Genomic DNA, 26254 nt, shown 5'->3' on the forward strand with positions numbered 1-26254 from the left:
GGTAGCTGGTGGAGGGTGGGGGTGGTCAGCCGCGCACGGCGGCGATGGCGTCGGCGAGGGCGGTGGGCACGTCGGGCACGCGCGTGTGCGTCCCGTCACGGACGATCTGCCGACCACCCACGATGGTGTGTCGCACATCCGCCGCGGTGGCGGCGAATACGGCCGTCTCGGCGCCCAGTCGGGGCAGCGGTCCGGCGGTGCGTACGGAGTCCAGCCGGATCGTGGTGAGGTCGGCGAGCGCGCCCGGCGCGAGGGTGCCGGCGTCGTCCCAGCCCAGGGCGGCGTGACCGTCGGCGGTGGCGGCGCGCAGCAGGGCGGCGGCGGTCCAGTGGCCCCGGGTGCGGGTGCGCAGCCGCTCGTTCAGCTCCATGGCGCGGGCCTCTTCGAGCAGGTCGATGACGGCGTGGCTGTCGCTGCCCAGGGAGAGCAGGCTGCCCTGTTCCTGGAGCGCCACGGCCGGGCCGATGCCGTCGGCGAGATCCCGCTCGGTGGTCGGGCACATGCAGACGCCGGTGGCGCTGCCGCCGAGCAGGGCGATGTCCTCGTCGGTGAGGTGGGTGGCGTGCACGGCCGTGGTGCGCGGGCCCAGCACCCCGTGGTCGGCCAGCAGCTGGGTGGGGGTGCGGCCGTGCGCCGCCCGGCAGGCGTCGTTCTCGGCGGTCTGCTCGGAGAGGTGGACGTGCAGCGGCGCCTCCCGCCGCCGGGCCCAGTCGGCGACGGTGCCCAACTCCTCGGCGGGGACGGCGCGTACGGAGTGCACGGCGGCGCCGATCCGGGCGTGCTCGGCTCCCTTGAGGGCGTCGGCGCGCTCCGCCCAGGCGTCCGCGGTGCCGTCGGAGAAGCGCAGCTGGTGCCGGTTGGGGCGGTCGCCGAAGCCGGCGGAGAGGTAGGCGGTGTCCAGGAGGGTGATCCGGATGCCGGCGTCGTCGGCGGCGGCGAGCAGCGCCCGGCCCATCGCGTTGGGGTCGTCGTAGCGGGTGCCGCCGGGCGCGTGGTGGAGGTAGTGGAATTCGCCGACGCAGGTGATGCCGGCGAGCGCCATCTCGGCGTAGACGGCGCGGGCGAGGGCGTAGTAGCTGTCCGGGGTGAGCCGGTCGGCGACGCCGTACATCACCTCGCGCCAGGTCCAGAAGGTCCCGCTGCCGACCTGGACGGTGCCGCGCAGGGCGCGGTGGAAGGCGTGGCTGTGGGCGTTGGCGAGGCCCGGGAGGGTCAGCCCGTGGAGGGCCTCGGCTCCCGGTGGCGGTGCGGGCGTCCCGGTGCGGACGGCCGTGATCCGCCCGTCCGCCACCTCCACGGTCACGCCCGGCTCGACGTGCGTGCCGAGCCAGGCGTGTTCGAGCCAGTAGGTCGTCGGTGTTGCCTGTGGCGTCAGCGGCACGCCAGCCCCTCCAGTACGTCGGCGAGTGCGGTGACCCCGGCGACGCAGTCGTCCTCGGCGGCCGCCTCGGCGGGCGAGTGCGAGACGCCGGTGGGGTTGCGGACGAACAGCATGGCCGTCGGGACGATTGCGGACAAAATACCCGCGTCGTGTCCGGCTCCGGTGCCCAGGACCGGTACCGGCCGCTCGCTCTTCTTGCCGAGGAGGGCGCCCAGTTCGTCCCGCAGGGCGTGCTGGAACTCCACGACGGGGGTGAAGGACTCGCGGACGACGTCGAGGTCGACGCCGTCGCGGGCGGCCCGCTCGGCGGCGGCCCGCTCGATGCCGGTGATCACGGTGTCCAGGGTGTCCTGGCCGGCGGCGCGGGCGTCCAGCCAGCCGCGGACCAGCGAGGGAATGGCGTTGACGCCGTTCGGTTCGACGCTGACCTTCCCGAAGGTGGCCAGGGCGCCGGTCAGGCGGGCCTGCTCGCGGGCCGCGAGCACGGTCGCGGCGTAGGAGAGCATCGGGTCGCGGCGGTCTTCCAGGCGGGTGGTGCCGGCGTGGTTGGCCTCGCCGCGGAAGTCGAACCGCCAGCGGCCGTGCGGCCAGATCGCCGAGGCGATGCCGACCGGGTCCCCGGAAAGGTCCAGCGCGCGGCCCTGCTCGACGTGGAGTTCGACGAACGCCCCGATGGTGGCGAGCCGTTCCGGGTCCGGGCCGATCGCCTCGGGGTCGTGGCCGGCGCGCTCCATGGCCTGCGGGAGGGTGACGCCGTCGCCGTCCCGCAGCCGGTGCGCGGCCTCGGCGGTCAGCGCGCCGGCGGACAGCCGGGAGCCGACGCAGGCCAGCCCGAAGCGGGCGCCCTCCTCGTCGCCGAAGTTGACGATCGCCAGCGGTCTGGTGGGCTCCGCTCCCCGCCCCCGGAGCTCGTCGAGCGCGGCGAAGGAGGAGACCACGCCCAGCGGGCCGTCGAAGGCGCCGCCGTCCGGGACGGAGTCCAGGTGCGAGCCGGTGACGACGGCCTCGCCGGGGGCGACGTCCTGATGGCCGGTCACACCGAGCCAGGCCCACTGGTTGCCGTTGCGGTCGAGTTCGTAGGCGAGTCCGCGGGCCTCGGCCTGGGCCCGGAACCACGCGCGGCAGTCGGTGTCCGCGCCGGTCCAGGCGAAGCGGCGGTAGCCCCCGGAGGAGGAGTCGCGGCCGAGCGGCCGCAACTCCTCCCACATCTCGTGGAACGAGGAGGTCACTCGCCCTCGCCCTCGCGCATCGGGATGCGGACGCCCCGCTCGGCGGCCACCTCGTCGGCGCGCTCGTAGCCGGCGTCGACGTGCCGGATGACGCCCATGCCGGGGTCGTTGGTGAGCACCCGGCGGATCTTCTCGCCGGCCAGCGCGGTGCCGTCGGCGACCGTGACCTGTCCGGCGTGGATGGAGCGGCCCATGCCGACGCCGCCGCCGTGGTGCAGGGAGACCCAGGAGGCGCCGGAGGCGACGTTGACCATGGCGTTGAGCAGCGGCCAGTCGGCGATCGCGTCGGAGCCGTCCTTCATGGCCTCGGTCTCGCGGTACGGGGAGGCGACGGAGCCGCAGTCGAGGTGGTCGCGGCCGATGGCCAGCGGCGCCTTCAGGGTGCCGTCGGCGACCATCTCGTTGAACCGCTCGCCGGCCTTGTCGCGTTCACCGTAGCCGAGCCAGCAGATGCGCGCGGGCAGGCCCTGGAAGTGGACCCGCTCCCCCGCCAACTTGATCCAGCGGGCCAGCGACTCGTTCTCGGGGAAGAGGTCGAGGATCGCCTTGTCGGTGGCGGCGATGTCCCGCGGGTCGCCGGACAGCGCCGCCCAGCGGAACGGCCCCTTGCCCTCGGCGAAGAGCGGCCGGATGTAGGCGGGGACGAAGCCGGGGAACGCGAACGCCCTCTGGTATCCGGCGAGTTGGGCCTCGCCGCGGATGGAGTTGCCGTAGTCGAAGACCTCGGCGCCGGCGTCCATGAAGCCGACCATGGCCTCGACGTGCTTGGCCATGGACTCCCGCGCGCGCCGGGTGAAGTCGGCGGGCTTCTCGGCCGCGTAGGCCGCCATGTCGGCGAAGTCGATGCCGACGGGCAGGTAGGCGAGCGGGTCGTGGGCGCTGGTCTGGTCGGTGACGATGTCGATCGGGGCGCCGTCGGCGAGCATCTGCGGGAGGAGTTCCGCGGCGTTGCCGAGCAGGCCGATGGAGAGCGGCTTGCGCTGGTCGCGGGCCTCGACGGCGAGCTGCAGGGCGTGCTGGAGGTTGTCCGCCTTGACATCGAGGTAGCGGTGCTCGATGCGGCGCTCGATGGCGCGCGGGTCGCAGTCGATGCAGATCGCGACGCCGTCGTTCATGGTGACGGCGAGCGGCTGGGCGCCGCCCATGCCGCCGAGTCCGGCGGTGAGGGTGATGGTGCCGGCCAGCGTCCCGCCGACCCCTTTACCCATGGAATGCAGCTTCGCCGCGACCGCCGCGAAGGTCTCGTAGGTGCCCTGGAGGATGCCCTGGGTGCCGATGTAGATCCACGAACCGGCCGTCATCTGGCCGTACATGGTGAGGCCGAGGGCCTCCAGGCGGCGGAACTCCTCCCAGTTGGCCCAGTCGCCGACGAGGTTGGAGTTGGCGATGAGCACCCGCGGGGCCCACTCGTGGGTCTGCATCACGCCGACCGGCTTGCCGGACTGGACGAGCATCGTCTCGTCCTGCTTGAGCGTGGTCAGGGTGCGCACCATCGCGTCGAAGGAGCGCCAGTCACGGGCGGCCTTGCCGGTGCCGCCGTAGACGACGAGCTTGTCCGGGTGCTCGGCCACCTCCGGATCGAGGTTGTTCTGCAGCATGCGCAGCGCGGCTTCCTGCTGCCATCCCCGTGCGCTCAGCTCCGTACCGCGCGGTGCCCGCACGGGTCGCGGTCCCGACATGGGCCGTGCCTCCCTGACTCTTAAATGGATTGACCTATTCACAGTCTTGCTCGACTGAATACCGCTAGTCAACAGGGCGCGGCGAGAGCTTTCCCCAACCGGCCACTTCGACTTGCCGGACGGGAAAGCCGAGTGCTAGCTTTCCCAGTAGGAAAGTTGTACGGGGGCGCCGCCGGCGATCCCCACACCGTCCGTCCGACACGGACCGTCCGACACGTCTACGGGGAGGCGAAGGACATGACGACACCAGTGGATGCCGAGCAGGCCTGGCAGGATCTCCAGCGCATCCGGGTCCCTCAGGAGCGCGTGTACGACGAGGTCGAGCGCCGCGCGGAGGGGGACCAGCGGACGACCTATGTGACGGCCGCCATGATGTGGCTCTTCCTCGCCAGCTACGAGCTCAAGCTCCCCACCTGGGGCTCCCTCCTGATCCTCGCCGGCTACATCGGCGGCCTGAGCAGCCTGATCGTCCTCTGCAGCCGCCGCTCCAGGGTGCGGCTGCACCGCTCGCGGTACACCTGGCGCACCTTCGCCACCTTCTTCGCAGGCGCGGTCGTCGGCGGCGGCATGATCGTCCTCACCGACCTCCTGACCGAATGGCTGGCGCTGCCCTACGGCAACCTCATCCAGGCCACCGTCTCCGTCGCCGCATTCCTGCTCTTCGTCGGCCCGGCCAACCGCTGGGCGGTCAGCCCGCTCCGCAGCCGCGCCCTGGGCGAACACCCCCAGAGAACCGTCCATGAGGAGGTACGCCGATGAGCACTCCCTCGGGATTCGACGAACTGATCCACCCGTCCACCCGGCTGTCCGTCGTGGCCCTGCTCGCCGCCACGGAATGGGCCGACTTCCCGTTCATCCGCGACAGCCTCTCGCTGAGCGACTCCGCGCTCTCCAAACAGCTGCACACGCTGGAGGAGGCCGGATACCTGGAGATCCGCAAGGAGGGCGGCGGCCGCAAGCGGCGCACCAAGGTGCGACTGACGGCCCGCGGCCGCACCGCCTTCGACGGCCATGTCGCCGCCCTCCGCGCCATCGTCGAGGGCGCGGGCCCCGCAGCGGCCCTCGCAACGCCCCAGCAGCACGCGGAGGCCGGCCGATGACCACGACCGCACACCCGGAGACCAGCACGATGACCACCACACCCACCGCCCCGGCCGGCGCCGCGCCGGTCGTCGAGACCCGCGCCCTGCGGATGTCGTACGGCAGCGCCGACGTCCTCAAAGGCGTCGACCTGGACATCCGGCGGGGCGAGATCTTCGCCCTGCTCGGCCCGAACGGCGCCGGCAAGACCACCACCGTCGAGATCCTGGAAGGCTTCCGGCAGCGGTCCGCCGGCGAGGTGCGCGTCCTCGGGACCGACCCGGCGCGCGCCGACGACGCCTGGCGCGGCCGGATCGGACTGGTCCTGCAGTCCTGGCGCGACCACCGCCGCTGGCAGGTCGCCGAGCTGCTGACGCACTTCGCGATGTACTACCCGGACCCGCGCGACCCGGCCGAACTGCTCGACCTGGTCGGCCTCACCAAGCAGGCGGAGAAGCGCGTCGACCAGCTCTCCGGCGGTCAGCGCCGGCGCGTGGACGTCGCGCTCGGCATCGTCGGCCGCCCCGAACTCCTCTTCCTGGACGAGCCCACCACCGGCTTCGACCCCGAGGCGCGCCGCGACTTCCACGACCTGGTCGAGCGCCTGGCCCGTGAGGAGGGCGTCACGATCCTGCTCACCACCCACGACCTGGCCGAGGCCGAGCGGCTGGCCGACCGCATAGCGATGCTGGTGGACGGCCGGATCCGGGCCTGCGGCACCCCGGCCGAACTCGCCCGGCGGGCCGCCGCGCAGGCCGAGGTCCGCTGGACGGCGTCCGACGGCAGCCCGCGCCGCGAGCACACCGCGGACCCGTCCCGCCTGGTCTGGGAACTGCACCGTGAGGCAGCCGGACCGATCGCGGACCTGGAGGTGCGCCGCCCGACGCTGGAGGACACCTACCTGCACATGGTGCACCGGCAGAACTGGGACGACGAGCAGGAGACCGGCTTCCCGACCGGCGACACGACGGGGGAGGCAACAGCAGCATGAGGGGGACGGACATGACGACGGCGACGGACAGCGGCCCGGCCACGACGGAGCGGGACCACGGCACGGCGGGCGGCGGCCCGCGCCCGACCGGCGGGGGCACGACCCGGCCCGGCCGGTTCCGCCCCTGGCAGGCGGGACTGCGGCGCGGCGGCATCGAACTGCGTCATCTGCTGCGCAACCGCAAGGAGTTGTTCGGCTATGTGACCAACATCGTGGTGGCCCTGGCACTCGCCGGCTACATCCACGGCAAGGTGCCCGGCACCCAGATCCCGATGGCGCACCTGACGCTCGCCGGTTTCGCCGCGTATCTGCTGTTCCAGATCGGCCTGATCAGCCTCCCGCAGATCCTGGTGACCGAGCGCGAGGAGGGCACCCTGCTGCGGCTGCGGACCACCCCCGGCGGCATACCGGCGTACCTCATCGCCAAGTCGCTGCTGATCGTGGTCATGGCGCTGGCCACCCTGGTGGTCCTGCTGGGCGCCGCCGCCGCGCTGGTGAACGGGCCGCTGCCGCACAGTCCGGCCGGCTGGCTGACGCTGCTGTGGGTCACCGCCCTCGGTCTGCTCGCCGTCGTACCGCTGGGCGCGGCGATCGGCGCGGTGCTCCCCAATCCGCGCGAGGCACTGGCGATGATCATGCTGCCCGCGATGGCCCTGCTGATCACATCGGGCGCGATGTTCCCGATATCCAAGATGCCGGCGGTGGTCCAGAACATCGCCTCGGTCTTCCCGCTGCGCTGGATGGCACAGGGCCTGCGTGCGGCGCTGCTGCCGGACTCCGCCCGCGCCGCGGAGCTGGCCGGCTCCTGGCAGCTGCCGACGGTCGCCCTGGTCCTGGCCGCCTGGGCCGTCGTGGGCTTCCTCCTGGCGGTCCCGCTGCTGCGCCGCGCCACCCGGCGGGAGTCCGGCTCCCGCCTGACCGCCCGCCAGGGCAAGGCCGAGCTGAGCGGCACCCCCGTGGCGTAGCCCCACCGGGGGCCTCCCTCCTCACCCCGCCTCGCTTCCTGCCGCCCCGCCCCACCCCGCGCACATGTCGCGGGGTGGGGCGGGGACGAGGCTCGTTGCGGGGGGGCGCGAGCAGCCGGCCACGGGGGCCACGGCGGTGCCGGCACCCCCGGTCCGCCTCATGATCAACACCGCCATGGCCCGGACCGCCACGATCGGCACACAAGATCCGCACCGCCGAGATCGCCGCACGAGATCGACACAACATGGCCACCGGATGGGCTCCGACCACCCACGTCGGCCGTGGCGCGGGGCCCGGGCGGATGATGAAGTTGAGTCATGACCCTCACCGACCGAGACCGTGCCGTTCAGGCGGCCCTCGCCCAGGGGCTGGTCGGCCCCCGTCAGCCGGTGGCCGGGCTGCTCGACGTCGCCGGCATCCGCCGCTCGGCGGCCGAACTCCGCGCCGCCTTCGCGGAGTTCACCGCACCCGGCACCCAAGTACTGCATGCGTTCGCGGTGAAGGCCGCCTCGCTCGTGCCCGTGCTGCGGCTGCTGGCCCAGGAGGGCATCGGCTGCGAGGTGGCCAGTCCCGGCGAGCTGGCGCTGGCCCGGGCCGCCGGGATCCCGGCCCGGCACACCGTCCTGGACTCCCCCGCCAAGACCCTCGCCGAGCTCCGCGAGGCGCTGGCCCTGGGCATCGCCGTCAACGTCGACAACCACGAGGAACTCTCCCGCATCGACCGGATGATGGCCTCGGCCCCGTCCACCGCGCCGATCGGACTGCGGGTCAACCCGCAGGTCGGCGGCGGCAGCATCGGCGCGATGAGCACCGCCACCGACACCTCCAAGTTCGGTGTCCCGCTGCGCGACCCGGGCGCCCGCGAATGGATCGTCCGGGCCTGCCTCGATCGCCCGTGGCTGACCCGGCTGCACGCCCACGTCGGCTCCCAGGGCATGCCGCTGGAGCGGATGGCGGAGGGCGTCCGGGCGCTCTACGACCTCGCCGAGGAGATCAACGAGCAGGCCGGCGGCCCCCGGATCAGCACCCTCGACATCGGCGGCGGCCTGCCCGTCAACTTCTCCTCGGACGCCGTCACCCCCACCTACCGCGAGTACGTCGCGCTGCTCCGCTCGGCGGTCCCCGGGCTGTTCTCCGGCCGGTACGGCCTGGTCACCGAGTTCGGGCGGTCACTGCTGGCCAAGCACGGCATGGTGCTGGCCCGCGTCGAGTACGCGAAGTGGGCCGGCGGACGGCCGATCGCCCTCACCCACGCCGGGGCGCAGGTCGCCACCCGCACGGTCTTCGCGCCCGCGTCGTGGCCGATCCGGGTGGCGGCGTACGACGACGCCGGTCGCCCCAGGACCGGGGCGCCGGTGCCGCAGGACATCGCCGGCCCGTGCTGCTTCGCCGGTGACCTGGTCGCCGAGAACCGCCCGCTGCCCCGCCTGGAATCCGGCGACCACGTCGCCCTGCTGGACACCGGCGCGTACTACTTCTCCACCCACTTCGCCTACAACTCCCTCCCCCGCCCCGGCGTCTACGGCTACGCGCCGGCCCCCGACGGCACGTTCGCCTTCGCCACCGTCCGCACCCCGCAGACGCTGGAGGAGCTCACCGCGGAGAGCGGCGCCGACCACGCCAACGCGCTGCGGAGCCTGGCGCTGGGCTGAGCGGCAGCGGCCCGCGGCCGGCCCTCACTCCACGAACAGGCCGCGTTCCGCCGCCTTGGCGTCGAACTCCTCCAGGCGGGCCTGGGCGTCCGGGAGGTCGTCGCACATCGCCTCCAGCAGGACGCGGCCCAGCAGCATCGGGGCGCAGGCGGTGTCGAAGGCCAGGCCGGTGCCGACGGGTGCCGGCAGCAGCAGGTCGGTGTGGTGGGCGACCGGGGCGAAGACGCTGTCGGCGACGGTGACGACGGTGAGGCCGGCGGCGCGGGCGTAGGCGAGGGCGTCGATGACCTCGCGGGGGTGGCGGGGCAGGGCGAAGCACAGGAGGGCGCTGGCGCCGGCGTGGACCGCGGCGTCGACCCGGTCGGTGAGCATGGTGCCGCCCTCGTCCAGCAGGCGGACGTCGGGGTGCACCTTCCGGGCGAAGTACGCGAAACCGGCGGCCTGGGCGGTGGCGGCGCGCAGGCCGAGGACCGGGAGCGGGCGGGAGGCGGCGAGGAGCCGGCCGGCCTCGGTCACCGGGCCGGGGTCGGCGAGGGCGTCGGCGAGGTGACGAAGGTTGTCGATCTCCGCCTGGACGGCCTGTTGGTACTCGTTGTGCGCGCCGGCGGCGCCGGGCTTGCCGGTGGGCGCGACGTCCCGCAGGTGGCGGCGGAGCGCCGGGTAGCCGTCGAAGCCGAGCGCGACGGCGAAGCGGGTGACGGAGGGCTGGCTGACGCCGGCCAGCTCCGCCAGCTCGACGCTGGAGAGGAACGGCGCGTCGGCGGCCCGCCGCACCATGCAGTGGGCGATCCGCCGCTGGGTGGGCGTCAGCCGGTGCCCCTCGAAGAGCCGCTGGAGGCGGGCGGCGGTGCCGGTGGCGCCGACCGCCGTGCTCCCCGCCGCGCCCATCGCCGGCGGCTGCGTCCCGTCCGTGCGGACGCCGTTGTCCCCGTCCCCGCTCATGGCCTCTTCTTCCCGGCCCGGTCGGGGGCCTTGACGTCGGTCCACCGACTGTACGGAATTCCTGGCCGGCGTCGGCCCCGGGTGGGGCGGGAGGGGCGTGGCGGCGCTGTCGAGCAGCTCCGCCACCTCGCTCGCCGACCAGCAGAGCACCTCCCGCAGGATCAGCACCGCCCGCTGCCGGGGGGCCAGCCGCTGGAGCGCGGAGACGAACGCCAGCCGGACCGACTCCGGGGTGTCCCCCGCACCCGTCGTGGACGCTGCATCGGACCCACCGTTCCCCGTCCGCCGACGGCCGGTATGCGTGCCCGGGCCGTACCGGAGCACCGCCGGTCCGCGCTTCGCGCCGGACGCCCGCGAGCGGAGCGAACGACCGCCCGCCTATTGACCTTCCATTCACCGTACCCCGATCCTGCATGAACTCATGCACGCAGCACGGCGGGAGAGGCGGCACCCATGGCAGGCGTGGTGGAACGACGCTCGATCGATGTCGTCCCCGACGACGAACGGCACGGCAGCGCGGTCAGCCAGTTCACCCTCTGGCTGGGCGCCAACCTCCAGATCACCGCCGTCGTCACCGGCGCGCTCGCCGTGGTCTTCGGGGCCAACGCCTTCTGGGCACTGATCGGACTGCTGCTCGGCAACCTCGCGGGCGGGGCGGTGATGGCGCTGCACTCCGCGCAGGGGCCGCGGCTCGGACTACCGCAGATGATCACCTCCCGAGCGCAGTTCGGGGTGCGCGGGGCGGTAGTGCCGCTGGCGCTGGTCATCGTGATGTACATCGGCTTCTTCGCCAGCGGCAGCGTGCTCGCCGGGCAGGCGGTGGGCGAGCTGACGCACCTCGGCGGGACGGCCGGGATCGTGCTGTTCGCCGCGGTCACCGCGCTCGCCGCGACCGTCGGCTACCGCCTCGTCCACCTGCTCGGCAAGGTCGCCGGCCTGGTCTGCGCGCTGGCCTTCGTCTACCTCGGCGTCCGACTGCTGCAGCGCGCCGACCTCGCCGCGCTGCTGCACGACCGCGGCTTCGGGGCGCCGGTGTTCCTGCTCGCGGTCTCGCTCTCGGCGTCCTGGCAGCTGGCGTTCGGCCCGTACGTGGCGGACTACTCGCGCTATCTGCCGCGGCACACCTCGACCCGGGCGACCTTCTGGTGGACGTTCGCCGGCTCCGTGCTGGGCGCGCAGTGGTCGATGGCCTTCGGGGCGCTGGCCGCCGCCGCGGCCCCGGGTGCGTTCGTGGGCCACGAGGTCGGCTATGTCGTCGGACTCGGCGGCAGCGGGCTGATCGCCTCGTTCCTCTACCTCGTCATCGCCCTCGGCAAGCTCACCATCAACATCCTCAACACCTACGGCGGCTTCATGTCGCTGGTCACCAGCGTCACCGGCTTCCGCGGGCCGGGGGCGCCGGGCACCGAAGGCGGGGGACGGTCCCTCTCGCCGCGCGGCCGGGCCGCGTACATCGCCGGGATCATGGCGGCCGGCACCGCCGTCGCCCTGCTGGGCAAGGACTCCTTCCTCGCCTCCTTCAAGGACTTCCTGCTCTTCCTGCTGACGTTCTTCACACCCTGGTCGGCGATCAACCTGGTCGACTACTACCTGCTCTCCAAGGAGCGCTACGACGTCCCGGCGCTCAGCGACCCCGCCGGCCGGTACGGCGCCTGGAACGTCCGGGCCCTGACCGTCTACGCCGTCGGCGTGCTCGCCCAACTCCCCTTCCTGGCCACGGCGTTCTACACCGGCCCGCTGGTCGCCCCGCTCGGCGGCGCCGACGTCTCCTGGCTGGTCGGCCTGGCGGTGCCCGCCGCCCTGTACTGGCTCACCGCCCGCCGGGACACCGCGCGCCTGGTGGAACCGGCGGTCCGGGAGAGGCGCGCCCCCGCCGGATCGGGGGGCTAGCCCTACCGCGCCGCCGCCCACCCGGCCGTAATCTCGACGCTATGGCGACACACGACCCTGAGCTGAAGAAGGAACTCGACGCGACCCTCCAGACGCGCAAGGAGCTGGGGCCGGAGTACGAGTCGGAGCTGGTGGAGTCCTTCCTGGAGAAGCTCGACGCCAACGTCGACCGGCGGGTGCGCCGGCAGGTGGCCGAGCAGCAGATGCAGGTGGCGCGCGGGACGCTGCCGCCCCGCCGGCCGGGCGTCAACCACGAGTTCTGGCAGCGGTTCGCGGTCGCCGTGGTCTCGTTGGTGCTGGCCATCCCGCTGTCCGCGATAGCCGTGGCCAACGCGGGGCTGATCGGCCTGGCGCTGTGCTGGGCCGGCATCGTCGGGGTCAACGCGGTGCACAGCCTGGGGCTGCGGACGGTGCTGCCGGGCAAGTCCGAGCGGCGCGAGGGCGACTGGGACTGAGCCGGCCGGAGGCTCGGCGGCGGGGCACCCCGAAGCCCGGCCTCCGAAGGGCCGGGAGACGGGACTCGGGGCCCGGAAAAGAATTTCGCGGGGACCGCCGCACCCCGGCCGGAGCCGGGGGCGGGACGACGGCGGTCCCCGCACGAGACGCGAGCCGGGTCAGGGCCGGTCGTCGCATCCTGGCGATCGAGGAGGTCCGGGAGCCGCTCCGGAGTTCCGCGTCGCCTGCACAACAATGTGCCGGAGAAGTGTTAAGTCCGTGCTGCGGACACGTGACGCATACGTACACCTTGCGCCGACGAACCGTTTCCTGACGGACACTTGACACCGCCCGGGCGCGACGCCCGGGCGGCGACGGACACCTGATGCCTACTTGGCGACCCCGCGCGCCAAGTACGCCAGCAGGTCCTGACGGCTCACCACGCCCTTGGGCTTGCCCTCGACGAGGACGATCGCCGCGTCGGCGCTCTCCAGCACCGCCATCAGGTCCGAGACCGGCTCGCCGGAGCCGACCTGCGGCAGCGGCGGGCACATGTGCTTCTCCAGCGGGTCGGAGAGCGAGGCGCGCTGGGTGAACAGCGCGTCCAGCAGCTCCCGTTCGACGACAGAGCCGACGACCTCGGCGGCCATCACGTCGGGGTGCCCGGCGCCCGGCTTGACGATCGGCATCTGCGAGACGCCGTACTCGCGCAGCACCTCGATCGCCTCGCCGACGGTCTCCTCCGGGTGCATGTGGACGAGGGAGGGCAGCGCGCCCTCCTTGTACTGGAGGACCTCGCCGACCCGGGCCGCGGTGCCGCCCTCCTCCAGGAAGCCGTAGTCGGCCATCCACTCGTCGTTGAAGATCTTGGAGAGGTAGCCGCGCCCGCTGTCCGGGAGCAGGATGACCATCACGTCGTCCGGCCCGAGCCGCTCGGCGACCCGCAGACCGGCCACCACGGCCATCCCGCAGGAGCCGCCGACCAGCAGCCCCTCCTCCTTGGCCAGCCGCCGGGTCATCTGGAAGGCGTCCTTGTCGGAGACCGCCACGATCTCGTCGGCGACCGTGCGGTCGTAGGCGGTCGGCCAGAAGTCCTCGCCGACGCCCTCGATCAGGTACGGCCGGCCGGAGCCGCCGCTGTAGACGGAGCCCTCCGGGTCGGCGCCGATGACCTTGACCTTGCCGTCACTGACGTCCTTCAGATAGCGGCCGGTGCCGCTGATGGTGCCGCCGGTGCCGACGCCCGCCACGAAGTGGCTGATCCGCCCGTCGGTCTGCTCCCACAGCTCCGGACCGGTGGTCTCGTAGTGCGAGCGCGGGTTGTTGGGGTTGCTGTACTGGTCGGGCTTCCAGGCACCGGGCGTCTCGCGCACCAGCCGGTCGGAGACGTTGTAGTACGAGTCGGGGTGCTCGGGGTCCACGGCCGTCGGGCACACCACCACCTCGGCGCCGTAGGCCCGCAGCACGTTGATCTTGTCCGTCGACACCTTGTCGGGGCAGACGAAGATGCACTTGTAGCCCTTCTGCTGGGCCACGATGGCGAGCCCCACCCCCGTGTTGCCGGAGGTCGGCTCCACGATGGTGCCGCCCGGCTGCAACTCGCCCGACTCCTCGGCGGCCTCGATCATCCGCACCGCGATCCGGTCCTTGACCGATCCGCCGGGGTTGAAGTACTCGACCTTCACCAGGACGGTTGCCTGGATCCCTTGAGTGACGTTGTTGAGTCGCACGAGCGGGGTGTTGCCGACGAGCTCAATCATCGAATCGTAAAACTGCACGGTGGTCTCCGCGGTCGGGGGCACGCTCTCCTGCGCCCGTGCCGCCAGCCTATTGCCCTGGTGGGGAAAGGGCCGTCCGGTCGATCAACCCCGGCTCCGATCCACCGGGGCCCCGGGCCCGCGAGCCCGTGCGCAGGGCTCCATCGGAGGTCCGCCGCGTTGCACGGCAGCCAGGAACGGGCACCTACCTGGTGAAGGAGTTCTTGCCCTTTCACGAGCGCGTCCGGCCCCACAGCCGCGGCGCGCCCGCGCTGCACAGGGAGGTGCCGGCCGATGGCGACGACGGTGACGACGGGTTCCAGGGCGAGAGTGGCACGGCGGATCGCGACCGCGGCCGCGTTCGGCGGCGGCGGGGTCGGGCTGCTGGGTGTGGCCGCCGTCGGGCTGCTGCTGACCGAGGTCCGGCTGGCCCGGCGCACGGTCGGCGGCTCCAACGACATCCCGCCGTGCGCCGACGGCCGCTACGGCGCGGCCTTCGGCCACCGCACCGACCGCCCCCCGCTGCGCCTGGGCTTCCTCGGCGACTCCACCGCGGCCGGCCAGGGCGTCCACCGCCCCTCCCAGACGCCCGGCGCGCTGCTCGCCTCCGGCCTGGCCGCGCTCGCCGAACTCCCCGTCGACCTGCGCAACGTGGCGCTGCCCGGCGCCCGGTCCGACGACCTGCCCCGCCAGGTGGAGCTGTTGCTGGCGAGCGGCGAGGAGACCCCCGACCTCTGCGTCGTCATGATCGGCGCCAACGACGTCACCCGCCGCCTGCCGCCCGCGGAGTCGGTGCGGCATCTGTCCGAGGCGGTGCGGGTGCTGCGCATGGCGGGCTGCGAGGTGATCGTCGGCACCTGCCCCGACCTGGGCACCATCGAGCCGGTCTACCAACCGCTGCGGTGGGTGGCCCGCCGGCTCTCCCGGCAGCTGGCCGCCGCGCAGACCATCGGCGTGGTCGAGAACGGCGGCCGGACGGTCTCGCTCGGCGCGCTGCTCGGCCCGGAGTTCGAGGCACGCCCCCGGGAGCTGTTCGGCCCGGACAACTACCACCCCTCGGCGGAGGGGTACGCCACCGCCGCGATGGCGGTGTTCCCGACGCTGTGCGCGGCGCTCGGGCTGTGGCCGGAGGAGGAGCGGCCGGAGCCGGCCCGGCGCGAGGGCATCCTCCCCGTCGAGCAGGCCGCGGCCCGGGCCGCCTCCGAGGGCGGCACGGAGGTCACCGCCTCCCGCCGCGCCCCCTGGGCCCTGCTCAAGCACCGCCGGCGCCGTCAGCTTCCGGCGCCGGAGGAGGACCCGGTGGACCGGCCGTCGGTCACCGGATAGGCGGGGCCGCACCGTCCCGTCGTCGGCCCGGTGCGGCGAGCGCGCGGGCCTGGGCACCTCCCGGCGTCGGCCGGGGGAGCGACGAACGGCGGGCGGGGTGTGGCGGACCCGCCCTGGGCCCACCGGCGCACGTCAGGGGGCGCGGAGCGGCCTCCGGGCGCCCACGCGGGAACAGCCGGCGTCCGCTCCCCCGTTCCCCATAAGCGTTCGCTTAGAAAAGAGGCCCGCATCACAGCGCGCACCCCGTGACCTCTTGCCGTACGTGCAGGTAACTTCCCTGACGGTCCGCCTTGTTCCGCCACCCACCGCCCGGCCCCGGTCGCACGGCGGGGCGTCGGACGCCGCACCCACACACCCCTTGGAGCCGTGATGCCCGAAGCCGTGATCGTCTCAGCCGCCCGCTCCCCGATCGGCCGCGCCTTCAAGGGCTCCCTCAAGGACCTGCGCCCCGACGACCTCACCGCGAAGATCATCGAGACCGCCCTCGCCAAGGTCCCCGAGCTCGACCCGACCGACATCGACGACCTGATGCTCGGCTGCGGTCTGCCCGGCGGCGAGCAGGGCCACAACCTCGGCCGCATCGTGGCCGTCCAGATGGGGATGGACCACCTCCCGGGCTGCACCATCACCCGCTACTGCTCCTCCTCGCTCCAGACGACCCGGATGGCACTGCACGCCATCAAGGCCGGCGAGGGCGACGTCTTCATCTCGGCGGGCGTCGAGATGGTCTCGCGCAGCACCAAGGGCACCTCCGACGGCCTGCCCGACACCCACAACCCGCTGTTCGCGGACGCCGAGGCGCGCACCGCCGCCCGCGCCCAGCAGGAGGGCGCCAACTGGCGCGACCCGCGCGAGGACGGCCTGATCCCGGACGCGTACATCGCGATGGGCCAGACCGCGGAGAACCTCGCCCGCCTCAAGGGCGTCACCCGCCAGGACATGGACGAGTTCGGCGTCCGGTCCCAGAACCTCGCCGAGCAGGCGATCAAGAACGGCTTCTGGGAGCGGGAGATCACCCCGGTCGAGCTCCCGGACGGCACGGTCGTCTCCAAGGACGACGGCCCGCGCGCCGGTGTCACGCTGGAGGGCGTCCAGGGCCTCAAGCCGGTCTTCCGCCCCGACGGCCTGGTCACCGCCGGCAACTGCTGCCCGCTGAACGACGGCGCCGCCGCGCTCGTGATCATGTCCGACACCAAGGCGCGCGAGCTGGGTCTGACCCCGCTGGCCCGGATCGTCTCCACCGGCGTCTCCGGCCTCTCCCCCGAGATCATGGGGTACGGCCCGGTCGAGGCCAGCAAGCAGGCGCTCCGGCGCGCCGGCCTGTCGGTCTCCGACATCGACCTGGTCGAGATCAACGAGGCGTTCGCCGCCCAGGTGATCCCCTCCTACCGCGACCTGGGCATCGACCTGGACCGGCTGAACGTCAACGGCGGCGCGATCGCCGTCGGCCACCCCTTCGGCATGACCGGCGCCCGGATCACCACCACCCTGATCAACTCCCTCCAGTGGCACGACAAGCAGTTCGGCCTGGAGACCATGTGCGTCGGCGGCGGCCAGGGCATGGCGATGGTCATCGAGCGGCTGAGCTGAGTCGCAGCGGAGGGTGGGGGGCGGGGGTGAGGAACGAGCGCCCGGCGCCCGCCCGCAGCGGAGGCGAAGCTCAGCGCGACCCGTGGCGCGAGCGGCTGAGCTGAGTCGCAGCGGAGGGTGGGGGCGGGGGTGAGGAACGAGCGCCCGGCACCCGCCCGCAGCGCACGCGCGTACCTGAAGGGTGCGCGGGGAAAACGGACCAACTCCCGTCCCCCGCGCACCCTTCGCTGCCGTTCGGACACGTTCCGCGACGGCGCGTGACCCAGGCCACTCAGTGACAAGATCGCGACCCAATCGCCCCCAGGATTGTGACCAACATCCCGGGGGAGCAGCGTTTTTGCAGCTCAGCCAGGGGGCACCCCACCGCAGGTGCCCCCAAGGGGGCACCATTTCAGGACATACCACCCTGCGAACAGTCGCCGACGTCAGTCACGCTGTTGTAGGAAGTCCGAGAACAATCTGCTAACGGGAGTACGCCGGTGACCGGTCCACGACAGTGTGGGCGTATGCCCGGAAGTGAGCGAACCACCGAAAGGTGCGCGCCTCGTGCATGCGAGGCCGAGCGAAGCGAGGTTTCGGCATGACTGTCACCACCCTCGTCCTGCTGCTGGCCGCGGCGGTCGCCGTGGTGCTGGGCGCCGTCGCCCTGTACACCGCCCGTGCGCTGCGCGGTCAGCTCACCGCGCTGCACGCCGAGCTGGTCGCCGCCCGCGCGGACGCGGCCACCCGCGCCGAGGCCGCGCAGGTGCCCGCCGCCCGCGGCGTGCCGGCCGTCGAGACCCCGCTCGCGGACATACGCGCCGCCGTCGCGGACGCGCTGGCCGAGGAGCGGGAGCGGGAGCTGGCCGAGGCGCGCGCCTTCTGGGCCGCGCAGGAGGCCCGGGACTCCCTGAACGCGGCGGACGCCCCGTCGCTGTCCGGCCCGCTGTCCGCCCTCGGCGAGGACGGACCGCTCGACGGCCGTGAGGGGCGCCGGGAGCCGTCCGAGCAGCTGGAGCTGGACCGGTTCGACAGCCAGCCGTTCGTGCCGCGCCAGGCGGACCTGGCCGGGCTGGAGTCGCTGCTGGGCCCGGACGCCCTGGAACCGCTGCCGGCGCTGGAGCCCGTCGAGGCCCTGGAGTCGTTGGAGGCCCTGGAGTCCGTCGAGGCGCTGGAGGCACTGGACGCGCCGGAGTTCGAGCGGGCGGAACCCTCCGAGCCCGCCGAGTCCGCCGAGCTGGCCGCCGCCCGCCGGCGCCACCCCTCGCACCCGGACTTCTCCCCCATCCCGGCCATCGGCGACCACGAGCGCACCGTGGCGCGCCTGGCGGAGCTGGCCCGCGAGGGCACCCCGCTCGCCGACGTCCGCCCCGGTCCGCTGGGCACGCTCGACGTGTACGTCTTCACCGACGGCACCACGCTCTGCCTGACCCCCGGGCACCGGGAGACCGCCGAGAGCCTGGCCGCCGCGCTGCGCGACGGCCACGCCCCGGTGCTGCTGGGCGGCTCGGGCATCTCCGGCGCCTACGCGCTGACGTTCTCCTGGGGCGAGCGCCGCAACGAGAGCGTCTACATCCTCGCCGACCGGGTCATCGCCTCGCTCTGAGCCGCCTCCCGGACACGGCGCACGGCCTCCGCCAACTGCTCGGCGGGGGCCGCTTTCACGTCAGCTTCCGCCGCGCCCCGCCCGTCGACCGCGCCGCCCTCGGGCGCGCCGGCGGCCGCCCGCAGCGCCTCGACGAGGTCGTGTCCGGCCACGGCGAGTTGGTCGCCGACCGCGAACATCCCGGCGTCCGGGAGCTCCCTGGGCCGCTCCCCGGGGCGTTCGATCCGCTGCGCGCGGGCCGTCAACTCCCGTGCCAGCGCCAGCCCTTCGGCGGCGGCGCCGCGGCGCAGGGCGCTCTGCGGCAGCGCCCTGAGGCGGTCGGCGAGCGCGTCCACGGCGGTCTGCAAAGGCGTCACGTCAAGCACGGCGTGAGCCTAAGCGCAACTCCCGGGTGGTTGCCAATGCCGGAACGCTCAGGCACGGTGAGCGGAAGAACCAGCATCGACCGCGTCCGGAGGCGCCGATGTCTCAGTCCTTCTCCGAAGAGACCCACCAGAATATGCTCTCCCGCATCCCGCACTGCACCGGTCGGGATATTGCCGAATGGCTCCGCACCGTCGACGAAGGCCCCGCTCTCATCCGCTTCGACGAAAAGGTCAGCTGGCTGCGCGGCGCGCACAACCTCTCCCATGGCCACGCCAAGGCGATCGTCCATGAACACGATCTCCGGCGCGCCGCGCGCAAGTTCTGAAATCCGGGCCCGGGAGGAGTCCCGGTATGCGCGAGGGGCCCGTGGGCAGTCGCCCACGGGCCCCTCGTCCGCTCGTGCGGGGTGTCAGTCGCGCAGGATCGAGATCAGCCGCAGCATCTCCCAGTAGATCCACACCAGGGTCGTGGTCAGGCCGAACGCGGCCAGCCAGGACTCCTCGCGCGGCGCGCCGTAGGCGACGCCGTCCTCGACCTGCTTGAAGTCCATGGCGAGGAAGAGCGCGCCGAGGACCACGCCCACGACGCCGAAGAGGATGCCCAGGCCGCCGCTGCGGAAGCCGAGGCCGTCACCCCCGCCGAACACCATGAACAGCAGGTTGACCAGCGACAGCATCAAGAAGCCCAGCGCCGCGATCATCACGAAGCGGGTGAACCGCGCGGTGACCCGGACGATCCGGGTCTTGTAGGCGACGAGCATGGCGACGAACACCGCCATCGTGCCCAGCACCGCCTGCATGGGGGCGCCGTTCAGCTTCGGCAGGTCGTTGATGAAGCCGCTGAGCGCGCCCAGGAAGACGCCCTCCAGTGCCGCGTAGCCGAGGATCAGCGCGGGGGACGGCTTGCGCTTGAAGGACTGGATGAAGCCCAGCACCGTGGCGGCCAGTCCGGCGCCGATCGCGAAGGCGAGCTGCCCGGTGAGGAACAGCCAGCCGACGGTGGCACCGGCGATGACCGTGCCGAGCGTCAGGCCCGTGCGCGCGACGACGTCGTCCATCGTCATCGGGCGGGTCTGCGGGGTGTGCTGCGGCGCGTACTGCGGCGCCTCGGTGGCGTACGGATTGGCTCCGGCGTACGGGTTGGCTCCGGCGTACTGGGTGGCGGTGGGGCCCCCGGCCTGCGCGTTGAAGCCCGCGTAGCCGGTGCCTCGGCTGAACCCCCGTCGCGAGAAGACCGGGTTGCTGCTCCTCATCTCACTCCTCCATGGCCGCCCTGCGCGGCCTTGACGCAAGCGTAATGGCTTGGCAAAGACGCGTCTCTCGTTCCTGGGCAGGATCTTCCCTCGTCCCACGGATGACACGTCCTCTGCAGAGAGGACGTGTCGGAGCCCGCGGAGGTGCCCGGGCGGGCACTCCAACTACCGGATCGCGACGTCTTCGTCACATCTGCCGCTGTGTCATATGCCACTCCGCGGACGACCGGGCCGTCGGAGCGGGCCGCCAGATAGTCCGGACAAAATCCGGGTAATCGATCTTTTCCCGTCCCCGTCGAACGGGCATTTCCCCACACCGTCAACTCCGGGACCCCGGGGTCACCGGCATGATCCGAATCCGATAAATGTCTGATCACCGGAGGTCAGGGCAACCGATTGACCAGAGTCGTCGTCATACTGGCTAGCCGGTACCTGCCCTTCCACGGGCAGCACCCCGTCACCACGTGTAGCGGTCCGGGTGCGGGTGGTCGTAAACCCCGTGTACAGATGGGGCTATTCTGGCCGGAAACAGCAGCGAAAGAGGGTTGAGGTGCCTGTGCCTGACGTCTCAGTAGTCGTCATTGTCTACAACGACGCCGACCGGTTGCCGACCGCGGTCCAGTCCGTGCTGGATCAGACACTCCGGGACGTCGAGGTGGTGATCGTCGACGATTGCAGCACCGACCGTTCTTTCGAGGTCGCGCAGGCGCTCGCGGCCACCCATCCCGAGCGGGTCAGAGCCTTCCAGCTGCCGGAGAACAGCGGTGCCGGCGGCGAGCCGCGGAACCTCGGCATTCAGCACACCCGGGGACAGTACGTCATGTTCCTGGACAGTGACGACGTCCTGGAGCACAACGCCTGCCGCAATTTGCTGGAGGCCGCCGAGGAAACCGGCTCGGACATCGTCTCCGGTCTGTGTGTCCGAATCCACAAGGACACCCGGAACCAGAAGCGTGACGAGTGGTACGCCTGGCTGTATTCCACGACTCGCACCTTTGAGTCCGTTACGGAATTGCCGGACCTTTTTGTGTGGGACACCCTCTCCACCAACAAATGCTACCGCCGCGAATTCCTCATCGAGAACGATCTCCGCTTCCCCAAGGGGATGTTCTACGAGGACCTGATGTTTATCGCCGACGCCTACCTCGCGGCGAAGCGCATCACGCTGATTCCCAATCAGGTCTACTTCTGGAACGTCTTCGAGAAGGCCGCCGTGAAGTCGGTGACGAACCGACGGCACGAAATGACCAACTACATCCACCGGCTGGAGGTCCACCGGCGGATCGACGCCCTGCTGGCCGAGCGCGGCCTCAGCGAGATGAAGCTCGCCAAGGACGTCAAGTTCCTCAAGCACGACCTGGTGCTCCACCTGCGGGACCTGCCCTTCCGCGACGAGGCGTACCGCCAGGAGTTCGCCGCGCTCTCCCAGGAGTACCTCGCCGACCTCGCGCCCGAGGCGTACGAGCGGGTCCTGCCGATACAGGCCATCTGCGCCTACCTGCTCCAGAAGGGCGACTGGGACAACCTCATCCCGGCGGTCGACACCCTCATCAACCGCGACAAGCTCTCCTCTCCGCTGGCCCAGCACGACGGCCGGATCTACTGGTGCGACGGCCACGTCGACGACGCGTTCGGCCGCCAGGTGCTGGACGTGACCGACATCGGCTACCACGAGAAGCCGGTCAACCAGCTCTTCCTGCGCAACCAGCTCACCCGGTTCTCCGAGGCGGGCAACACCGTCTCGCTGGCCGGTCGGATCACCAACCCGCTCGGTGCGATCCCCGAGGGCGCCAAGCTCGCCGGCCAGCTGGAGTTCAGCGCCCGCCGCCGCAGCCTGCAGTCCTTCACCTTCCCGGTCACCACCCTGCGCCACGAGGGCGACGCCGTGGCGTGGGAGACCACCGCGGACGTCACCGCGCGGCTGCGCCCGCTGGGCATCGTCGACACCATCTGGGACGTCCGGCTGCGCCTGACCGTCGACGGGGTGCACACCACGTCGCGGCTGACGGTGGCCGACACCGAGCTGGCCGGCGCGCCGCTGCCGATCCGGCCGCGGCTGACCCGGATGGTCGCCGACCACATCGAGCCGCACATCTCCTCCAAGGGCCACCTGGCGTTCCGCCTGATCAGCGAGGGCCAGAGCGCCGAGCGCGTGCAGGAGCTCATCTCCAGGAGCGTCCACGGCAAGCCGGGCGCGCTGGCCAAGTCCGGCTTCCGCAAGGCCAAGGCGCTGCGCAAGACGCTCACCTCCGGGGACACCAAGCTCCGGGCGTACCACGAGGTCTTCAGCCGGCTGCCGATCAAGAAGCGCACGGTGGTCTTCGAGAGCCACCTGGGCAAGCAGTACAGCGACAGCCCGCGCGCCATCTACGAGGAGATGCGCCGGCAGGGCCTGGAGTTCGAGGCGATCTGGGCCTACGCCGGGTCCCCGAAGGACTTCCCCAAGGACGCCACCCTGGTCAAGCGCTGGTCGCTGCCGTACCTCAAGGCGCTGGCGCAGGCGGAGTTCTGGGTGGACAACCAGAGCTACCCGCTGAAGCTGACCAAGCGCCCCGAGACCACCTACATCCAGACCTGGCACGGCTCGGCGCTGAAGAACATGGGCTTCGACCAGCCCTCGCTCAAGGCGCAGACCCGCCAGCAGCAGGCCGAGCAGCAGCGCTCGCTGGACCGCTTCGACCGGTTCGTGTGCCGCACCGAGCACGACGCGCGGACGCTGGCCAAGGCGTTCCGCCTCAAGGAGAAGACCCTGCTGCGGGTCGGCTACCCGCGCAACGACGCCCTGGTCAAGGCCCGGCTGCGGGAGGCCGAACTGGGCCGCCGCGAGCGCGGCCCGCTGGCGGCGGAGCTGGGCATCCCCGCGGACAAGAAGGTGCTGCTGTACGCGCCGACGTTCCGCAAGGCGGGCGGCCGGCACGGCCGGTTCGCGCTCCCCTTCGACGTGGAGCGCTTCGCCGACCAGTTCGGCGACCGCTACGTCCTGCTCGTCCGCTCGCACTACCTCAACCACGTGGTGCTGCCGCCGACCGTGCAGGGCCGGGTGATCGATGTCTCGGCGCGCCACGACATCACCCCGATCCTGGAGCTGGCCGACGGCCTGGTCACGGACTATTCGTCGGTGATGTTCGACTACGCGCTGCTCGACCGGCCGCTGGTGTTCTTCACCTACGACTACGACGAATATGTGCACGAGGGCCGCGGAACGTACTTTGATCTGCTGGAACACGCACCAGGGCCGGTAGTGCGCACCGAGGAGGATTTCTTCGAGACCGTGGCGTCTTTCGAGTCCCAGCAGCTGGAATACGCCAAGGACCGCAAGGAATTCGTCGCCAAGTTCGGGGAATACGACCAGGGCGACGCCGCACAGAGCATCGTCGACCAGTTCTTTGCGCAGTGGAGCCGTTGATGACCAAGTCGAACGCAGCCGAGCCGCGGGACATCTTCTTCGTCTCCAACAGCGTCAACGAGCTGGGCGGCATCACCAGTTGGTCGCACCAGATGGCGCGCCTGTTCGCCGAGCAGGGCCACCGGGTGCACGTCATCGGGATCGTGCCGCCCCCCGAGGGCCGGGTCCACGAGCTCGGTCCCGATCTGCCGTACCGGACCACCACGCTCTACGACGTGCACCCGCCGAGCGTGCGCCCGGTGCGCGGCCTGCGGGACAAGCTGAACGTCGTCGAGCAGCGCCGCCGGACCGCCCGCGAGGCCGGGATGCACGAGCAGGCCGCGAAGATGACCACGCTGTTCCGGGGCGCGCGGCCGGGCGGCGTGGTGATCGTGACCCAGGTGTGGGCGATGGAGTGGGTGGCGCTGGCCGACACCGCCGGGCTGGCGGTCATCGGAATGAGCCACGAGTCGTTCGAGACCTGCCGCCGGTCGTCCCGGTTCGCCCGCGTCAAGCGGTTTTACCAGGACGTCGACCGGATGCTGCCGCTCACCCGCGAGGACGCGGACAAGTGGATCCGCCAGCGGATGGACAACGTCGGCTTCATGCCGAATCCGCTGCCGTTCTTCCCCGACGTCCCCTCGGACCGGTCCCAGAAGGTCGTGGCGAGCATCGGCCGGCTGCACGAGGAGAAGGGCGTGGACCTGCTCCTGGAGGCGTGGGCGAAGGTCGCGCCGCAGCACCCGGACTGGACGCTGCGGATCTACGGCTCCGGTGAGGAGGCCGAGGCGCTGCGCAAGCAGGCGGCCGAGCTGGGGGTGACCGATTCGGTCGAGTGGATGGGGCGGACCAGCGACGTCGCCGGAGCGCTGCGGGAGAGCGCGGTGTTCGCACTGAGCTCGCGCGGCGAGGGCTTCCCGCTGGCACCGATGGAGGCGATGGCCACCGCGGTGCCGTGTGTGGCCTTCGACGTGGCGCCGGGCGTCCGCGAGATCATCACGGACGGCACGGACGGCTTCCTGGCCCCGCCCGGCAACATCACCGAATTCGCCCGGCACCTCGACACCCTGATGTCGGACCAGGAGCTGCGGGACCGGATGGGCGAGACGGCCCGGGAGAACATCCAGCGGTTCTCCACCGACGAGATTGTCGGCCGCTGGGAGGCGCTGTTCGCGCTCGTGGAGCGCTGAGCCGCCACCACGCAATACCGAGGCGGGGCCGCCGGGTTTTCCCGGCGGCCCCGCCTCGTGATACATGTTGAATATTCAGGTATCTACGGGTCTTTGTCCCGCTGCCCGCGGGAAGTGCCCGGAGCCGGACTTGAACCGGCACGGCCCGAAGGCCAGCGAGGTTTAAGCTCGCCGTGTCTGCATTCCACCATCCGGGCGTGGGGTCCCCCATGCCTCCTCATAGAAGGCAGCACGAGCGTAGCCCGCAGCGCACCAGGCGGATCGGCCGCTCATCCCGAGGTTGTCTTATTTTATTGGCAACTGAGGGTGCATCAGCGACCGACAGAGCCTCCGGCACATGCCTGGAGCCCATGTTCGCCGGTGGTCGCGAGGGCGAAATTCGACCCCGAATTGACGAAAATTCGACGCCTCTGCGACGGCGCCCCAACGCCCTTCGCGCGCCCTCCGGCAATGCCCGCCCGGCACCCCACCGGCCCCATCGGCCTCAGGGACGACCTCATACCCAGGGATGACGGAGCGCGAGGAGCTAATCCCTGGGGGTGGCCCAAGGACGGTCACACGGGTTGACGTCCGGGCACAATGCGCTGCCGGACGATGGAAACCGATGTTCCGCCACCCGCCGCGGCCACCGCGCCGTGCGGGAGCGGCCCGTTCCTCGTCCCGACAGGAGACCCTTCCCGTGACCACCACCCACTCCGGCGTCACCTTCGCCGGCCGCAGCACCGCGGTGGCCGCCCGCGCCACGGATCTCAGCAAGGTCTACGGACAGGGCGAGACCCAGGTGGTCGCCCTGGACGCGGTCTCCGTCGACTTCCGCCAGGCCCAGTTCACCGCGATCATGGGCCCCTCCGGCTCCGGCAAGTCCACGCTGATGCACTGCATGGCCGGCCTGGACGCGATCTCCGGCGGCTCGGCGAAGATCGGCGACATCGAGCTGACCGGGCTGAAGGACAAGAAGCTCACCCAGCTCCGGCGCGACAAGATCGGCTTCGTCTTCCAGGCGTTCAACCTCCTCCCGACGCTCACCGCCCTGGAGAACATCACCCTCCCCATGGACATCGCCGGCCGGAAGCCGGACCGCGCCTGGCTGGAGCGGGTCGTGGAGACCGTCGGCCTCTCCGGCCGGCTCAAGCACCGCCCGAGCCAGCTCTCCGGCGGCCAGCAGCAGCGCGTGGCGGTGGCCCGCGCCCTGGCCTCCCGGCCCGAGATCATCTTCGCCGACGAGCCCACCGGCAACCTCGACTCCCGCTCCGGCGCCGAGGTCCTGGGCTTCCTGCGCAACTCCGTGCGCGAACTGGGCCAGACGGTGGTGATGGTGACCCACGACCCGGTCGCCGCGTCGTACGCGGACCGCGTCATATTCCTGGCCGACGGCCGGATCGTGGACGACATGCCCGACCCCAGCGCCGACATGGTGCTGGAACGCATGCTGGGCTTTTCCGGGGGCGGTAACACCAGCGGCTCCGCCGCGCGGCCCCGCACCCCCGGCCTCGACGCCACGGGCCGCGTCAACTGACCGGCAGCAGCCACCTCCCGCACCCCGGACACCCCGGACCAC

The 26254-nt window shown here is 72.0% G+C and carries 21 protein-coding genes, 1 tRNA gene and 1 pseudogene; 14 read left to right on the top strand and 9 right to left on the bottom strand.

The features are described from left to right. Positions 1-25: 25 nt before the first annotated feature. The 3 genes from JNO44_RS18810 to hutU are packed head-to-tail and all read right to left on the bottom strand — an operon-like array spanning position 26 to position 4289. Positions 26-1381 carry a formimidoylglutamate deiminase gene (locus JNO44_RS18810; RefSeq protein ID WP_205365363.1) on the bottom strand — a complete coding sequence of 452 codons (1356 nt, stop codon included), beginning with the start codon at positions 1379-1381 and terminating at the stop codon, positions 26-28. After that, a complete protein-coding gene (locus JNO44_RS18815) occupies positions 1372-2589 on the bottom strand; it encodes an allantoate amidohydrolase (RefSeq protein WP_205370048.1) in 1218 nt (405 codons plus the stop codon). Before JNO44_RS18815 ends, JNO44_RS18810 begins: the two co-directional genes overlap by 10 nt. Before the next feature lie 17 nt (positions 2590-2606). Further along, positions 2607-4289: a urocanate hydratase gene (hutU, locus tag JNO44_RS18820; protein ID WP_205365364.1), complete on the bottom strand. Its 1683-nt coding sequence runs from the start codon at positions 4287-4289 to the stop codon at positions 2607-2609. Positions 4290-4526: 237 nt separating this feature from the next. Here hutU and JNO44_RS18825 point away from each other — a divergent pair, with 237 nt between their 5' ends. The 5 genes from JNO44_RS18825 to JNO44_RS18845 all read left to right on the top strand — a co-directional run bounded on the left by JNO44_RS18825 (position 4527) and on the right by JNO44_RS18845 (position 8978). Then, complete coding sequence (locus JNO44_RS18825) at positions 4527-5048, top strand: hypothetical protein (RefSeq protein WP_205365365.1); 522 nt, start codon at positions 4527-4529, stop codon at positions 5046-5048. Continuing rightward, positions 5045-5389 (top strand): transcriptional regulator, encoded by a 345-nt coding sequence (locus JNO44_RS18830; RefSeq protein WP_039635804.1) that lies wholly within the window; start codon positions 5045-5047, stop codon positions 5387-5389. Before JNO44_RS18825 ends, JNO44_RS18830 begins: the two co-directional genes overlap by 4 nt. Further along, positions 5386-6360: an ABC transporter ATP-binding protein gene (locus JNO44_RS18835; RefSeq protein ID WP_205365366.1), complete on the top strand. Its 975-nt coding sequence runs from the start codon at positions 5386-5388 to the stop codon at positions 6358-6360. The genes JNO44_RS18830 and JNO44_RS18835 overlap by 4 nt, the downstream gene beginning before the upstream one ends. An 11-nt stretch (positions 6361-6371) precedes the next feature. After that, positions 6372-7325, top strand: coding sequence for an ABC transporter permease (locus JNO44_RS18840; RefSeq protein WP_205365367.1), 954 nt, complete (start codon positions 6372-6374; stop codon positions 7323-7325). Positions 7326-7643: 318 nt separating this feature from the next. Continuing rightward, positions 7644-8978 carry a type III PLP-dependent enzyme domain-containing protein gene (locus tag JNO44_RS18845; RefSeq protein WP_205365368.1) on the top strand — a complete coding sequence of 445 codons (1335 nt, stop codon included), beginning with the start codon at positions 7644-7646 and terminating at the stop codon, positions 8976-8978. A gap of 24 nt (positions 8979-9002) precedes the next feature. Here JNO44_RS18845 and JNO44_RS18850 read toward each other — a convergent pair whose 3' ends face one another. After that, on the bottom strand, positions 9003-9866 hold the full coding sequence (locus JNO44_RS18850) for a MurR/RpiR family transcriptional regulator (RefSeq protein WP_235096012.1): 864 nt from the start codon (positions 9864-9866) through the stop codon (positions 9003-9005). A 174-nt stretch (positions 9867-10040) separates the two neighbouring features. Continuing rightward, positions 10041-10244, bottom strand: a pseudogene (locus JNO44_RS44460) (sigma factor-like helix-turn-helix DNA-binding protein); the annotation flags it as partial. 129 nt (positions 10245-10373) lie between these two features. On the opposite strand from JNO44_RS44460, the gene JNO44_RS18860 reads away from it, so the two are divergent. Together JNO44_RS18860 and JNO44_RS18865 are read left to right on the top strand one after the other, a co-directional pair. Beyond that, positions 10374-11810, top strand: a complete 1437-nt coding sequence (locus tag JNO44_RS18860; RefSeq protein ID WP_205365369.1) for a purine-cytosine permease family protein — start codon at positions 10374-10376, stop codon at positions 11808-11810. Positions 11811-11851: 41 nt separating this feature from the next. Beyond that, positions 11852-12265: a hypothetical protein gene (locus JNO44_RS18865; protein WP_205365370.1), complete on the top strand. Its 414-nt coding sequence runs from the start codon at positions 11852-11854 to the stop codon at positions 12263-12265. 369 nt (positions 12266-12634) lie between these two features. On the opposite strand, the gene JNO44_RS18870 is transcribed toward JNO44_RS18865, so the two are convergent. Next, positions 12635-14023 carry a cystathionine beta-synthase gene (locus JNO44_RS18870; RefSeq protein ID WP_205365371.1) on the bottom strand — a complete coding sequence of 463 codons (1389 nt, stop codon included), beginning with the start codon at positions 14021-14023 and terminating at the stop codon, positions 12635-12637. A gap of 273 nt (positions 14024-14296) precedes the next feature. Here JNO44_RS18870 and JNO44_RS18875 point away from each other — a divergent pair, with 273 nt between their 5' ends. From JNO44_RS18875 to JNO44_RS18885, 3 genes are all read left to right on the top strand, one after another. Continuing rightward, entirely contained in the window at positions 14297-15328 is a 1032-nt protein-coding gene (locus JNO44_RS18875) for an SGNH/GDSL hydrolase family protein (protein WP_205365372.1), read from the top strand. 369 nt (positions 15329-15697) lie between these two features. Further along, positions 15698-16918, top strand: a complete 1221-nt coding sequence (locus JNO44_RS18880; protein WP_205365373.1) for an acetyl-CoA C-acetyltransferase — start codon at positions 15698-15700, stop codon at positions 16916-16918. Positions 16919-17498: 580 nt separating this feature from the next. After that, a complete protein-coding gene (locus tag JNO44_RS18885; protein ID WP_205365374.1) occupies positions 17499-18503 on the top strand; it encodes a hypothetical protein in 1005 nt (334 codons plus the stop codon). On the opposite strand, the gene JNO44_RS18890 is transcribed toward JNO44_RS18885, so the two are convergent. Then, the gene (locus JNO44_RS18890; protein ID WP_205365375.1) at positions 18467-18868 is read right to left on the bottom strand and encodes a hypothetical protein; all 402 of its coding nucleotides are present in this window, start codon (positions 18866-18868) and stop codon (positions 18467-18469) included. The two genes, JNO44_RS18885 and JNO44_RS18890, sit on opposite strands and share 37 nt — an antisense overlap. Before the next feature lie 98 nt (positions 18869-18966). On the opposite strand from JNO44_RS18890, the gene JNO44_RS18895 reads away from it, so the two are divergent. Further along, positions 18967-19194, top strand: coding sequence for a DUF4287 domain-containing protein (locus JNO44_RS18895; RefSeq protein ID WP_039635780.1), 228 nt, complete (start codon positions 18967-18969; stop codon positions 19192-19194). Between the two features lie 84 nt (positions 19195-19278). Here JNO44_RS18895 and JNO44_RS18900 read toward each other — a convergent pair whose 3' ends face one another. Beyond that, on the bottom strand, positions 19279-20121 hold the full coding sequence (locus tag JNO44_RS18900) for a Bax inhibitor-1/YccA family protein (RefSeq protein ID WP_205365376.1): 843 nt from the start codon (positions 20119-20121) through the stop codon (positions 19279-19281). A gap of 556 nt (positions 20122-20677) precedes the next feature. Here JNO44_RS18900 and JNO44_RS18905 point away from each other — a divergent pair. Both JNO44_RS18905 and JNO44_RS18910 read left to right on the top strand, forming a co-directional pair. After that, the gene (locus tag JNO44_RS18905) at positions 20678-23527 is read left to right on the top strand and encodes a bifunctional glycosyltransferase/CDP-glycerol:glycerophosphate glycerophosphotransferase (RefSeq protein ID WP_205370052.1); all 2850 of its coding nucleotides are present in this window, start codon (positions 20678-20680) and stop codon (positions 23525-23527) included. Further along, positions 23527-24696 carry a glycosyltransferase gene (locus tag JNO44_RS18910; protein ID WP_073443103.1) on the top strand — a complete coding sequence of 390 codons (1170 nt, stop codon included), beginning with the start codon at positions 23527-23529 and terminating at the stop codon, positions 24694-24696. Before JNO44_RS18905 ends, JNO44_RS18910 begins: the two co-directional genes overlap by 1 nt. A gap of 115 nt (positions 24697-24811) precedes the next feature. Here the strand turns inward: JNO44_RS18910 and JNO44_RS18915 are convergent. Beyond that, positions 24812-24893: transfer RNA gene (locus JNO44_RS18915), tRNA-Leu, on the bottom strand. A gap of 482 nt (positions 24894-25375) precedes the next feature. Here JNO44_RS18915 and JNO44_RS18920 point away from each other — a divergent pair. Continuing rightward, positions 25376-26212: an ABC transporter ATP-binding protein gene (locus JNO44_RS18920; RefSeq protein WP_205365377.1), complete on the top strand. Its 837-nt coding sequence runs from the start codon at positions 25376-25378 to the stop codon at positions 26210-26212. The last annotated feature ends 42 nt before the right edge of the window (positions 26213-26254 follow it).

Origin of the sequence: Streptomyces noursei (assembly GCF_016917755.1) — a bacterium.
GTDB lineage: Bacteria > Actinomycetota > Actinomycetes > Streptomycetales > Streptomycetaceae > Streptomyces > Streptomyces yunnanensis.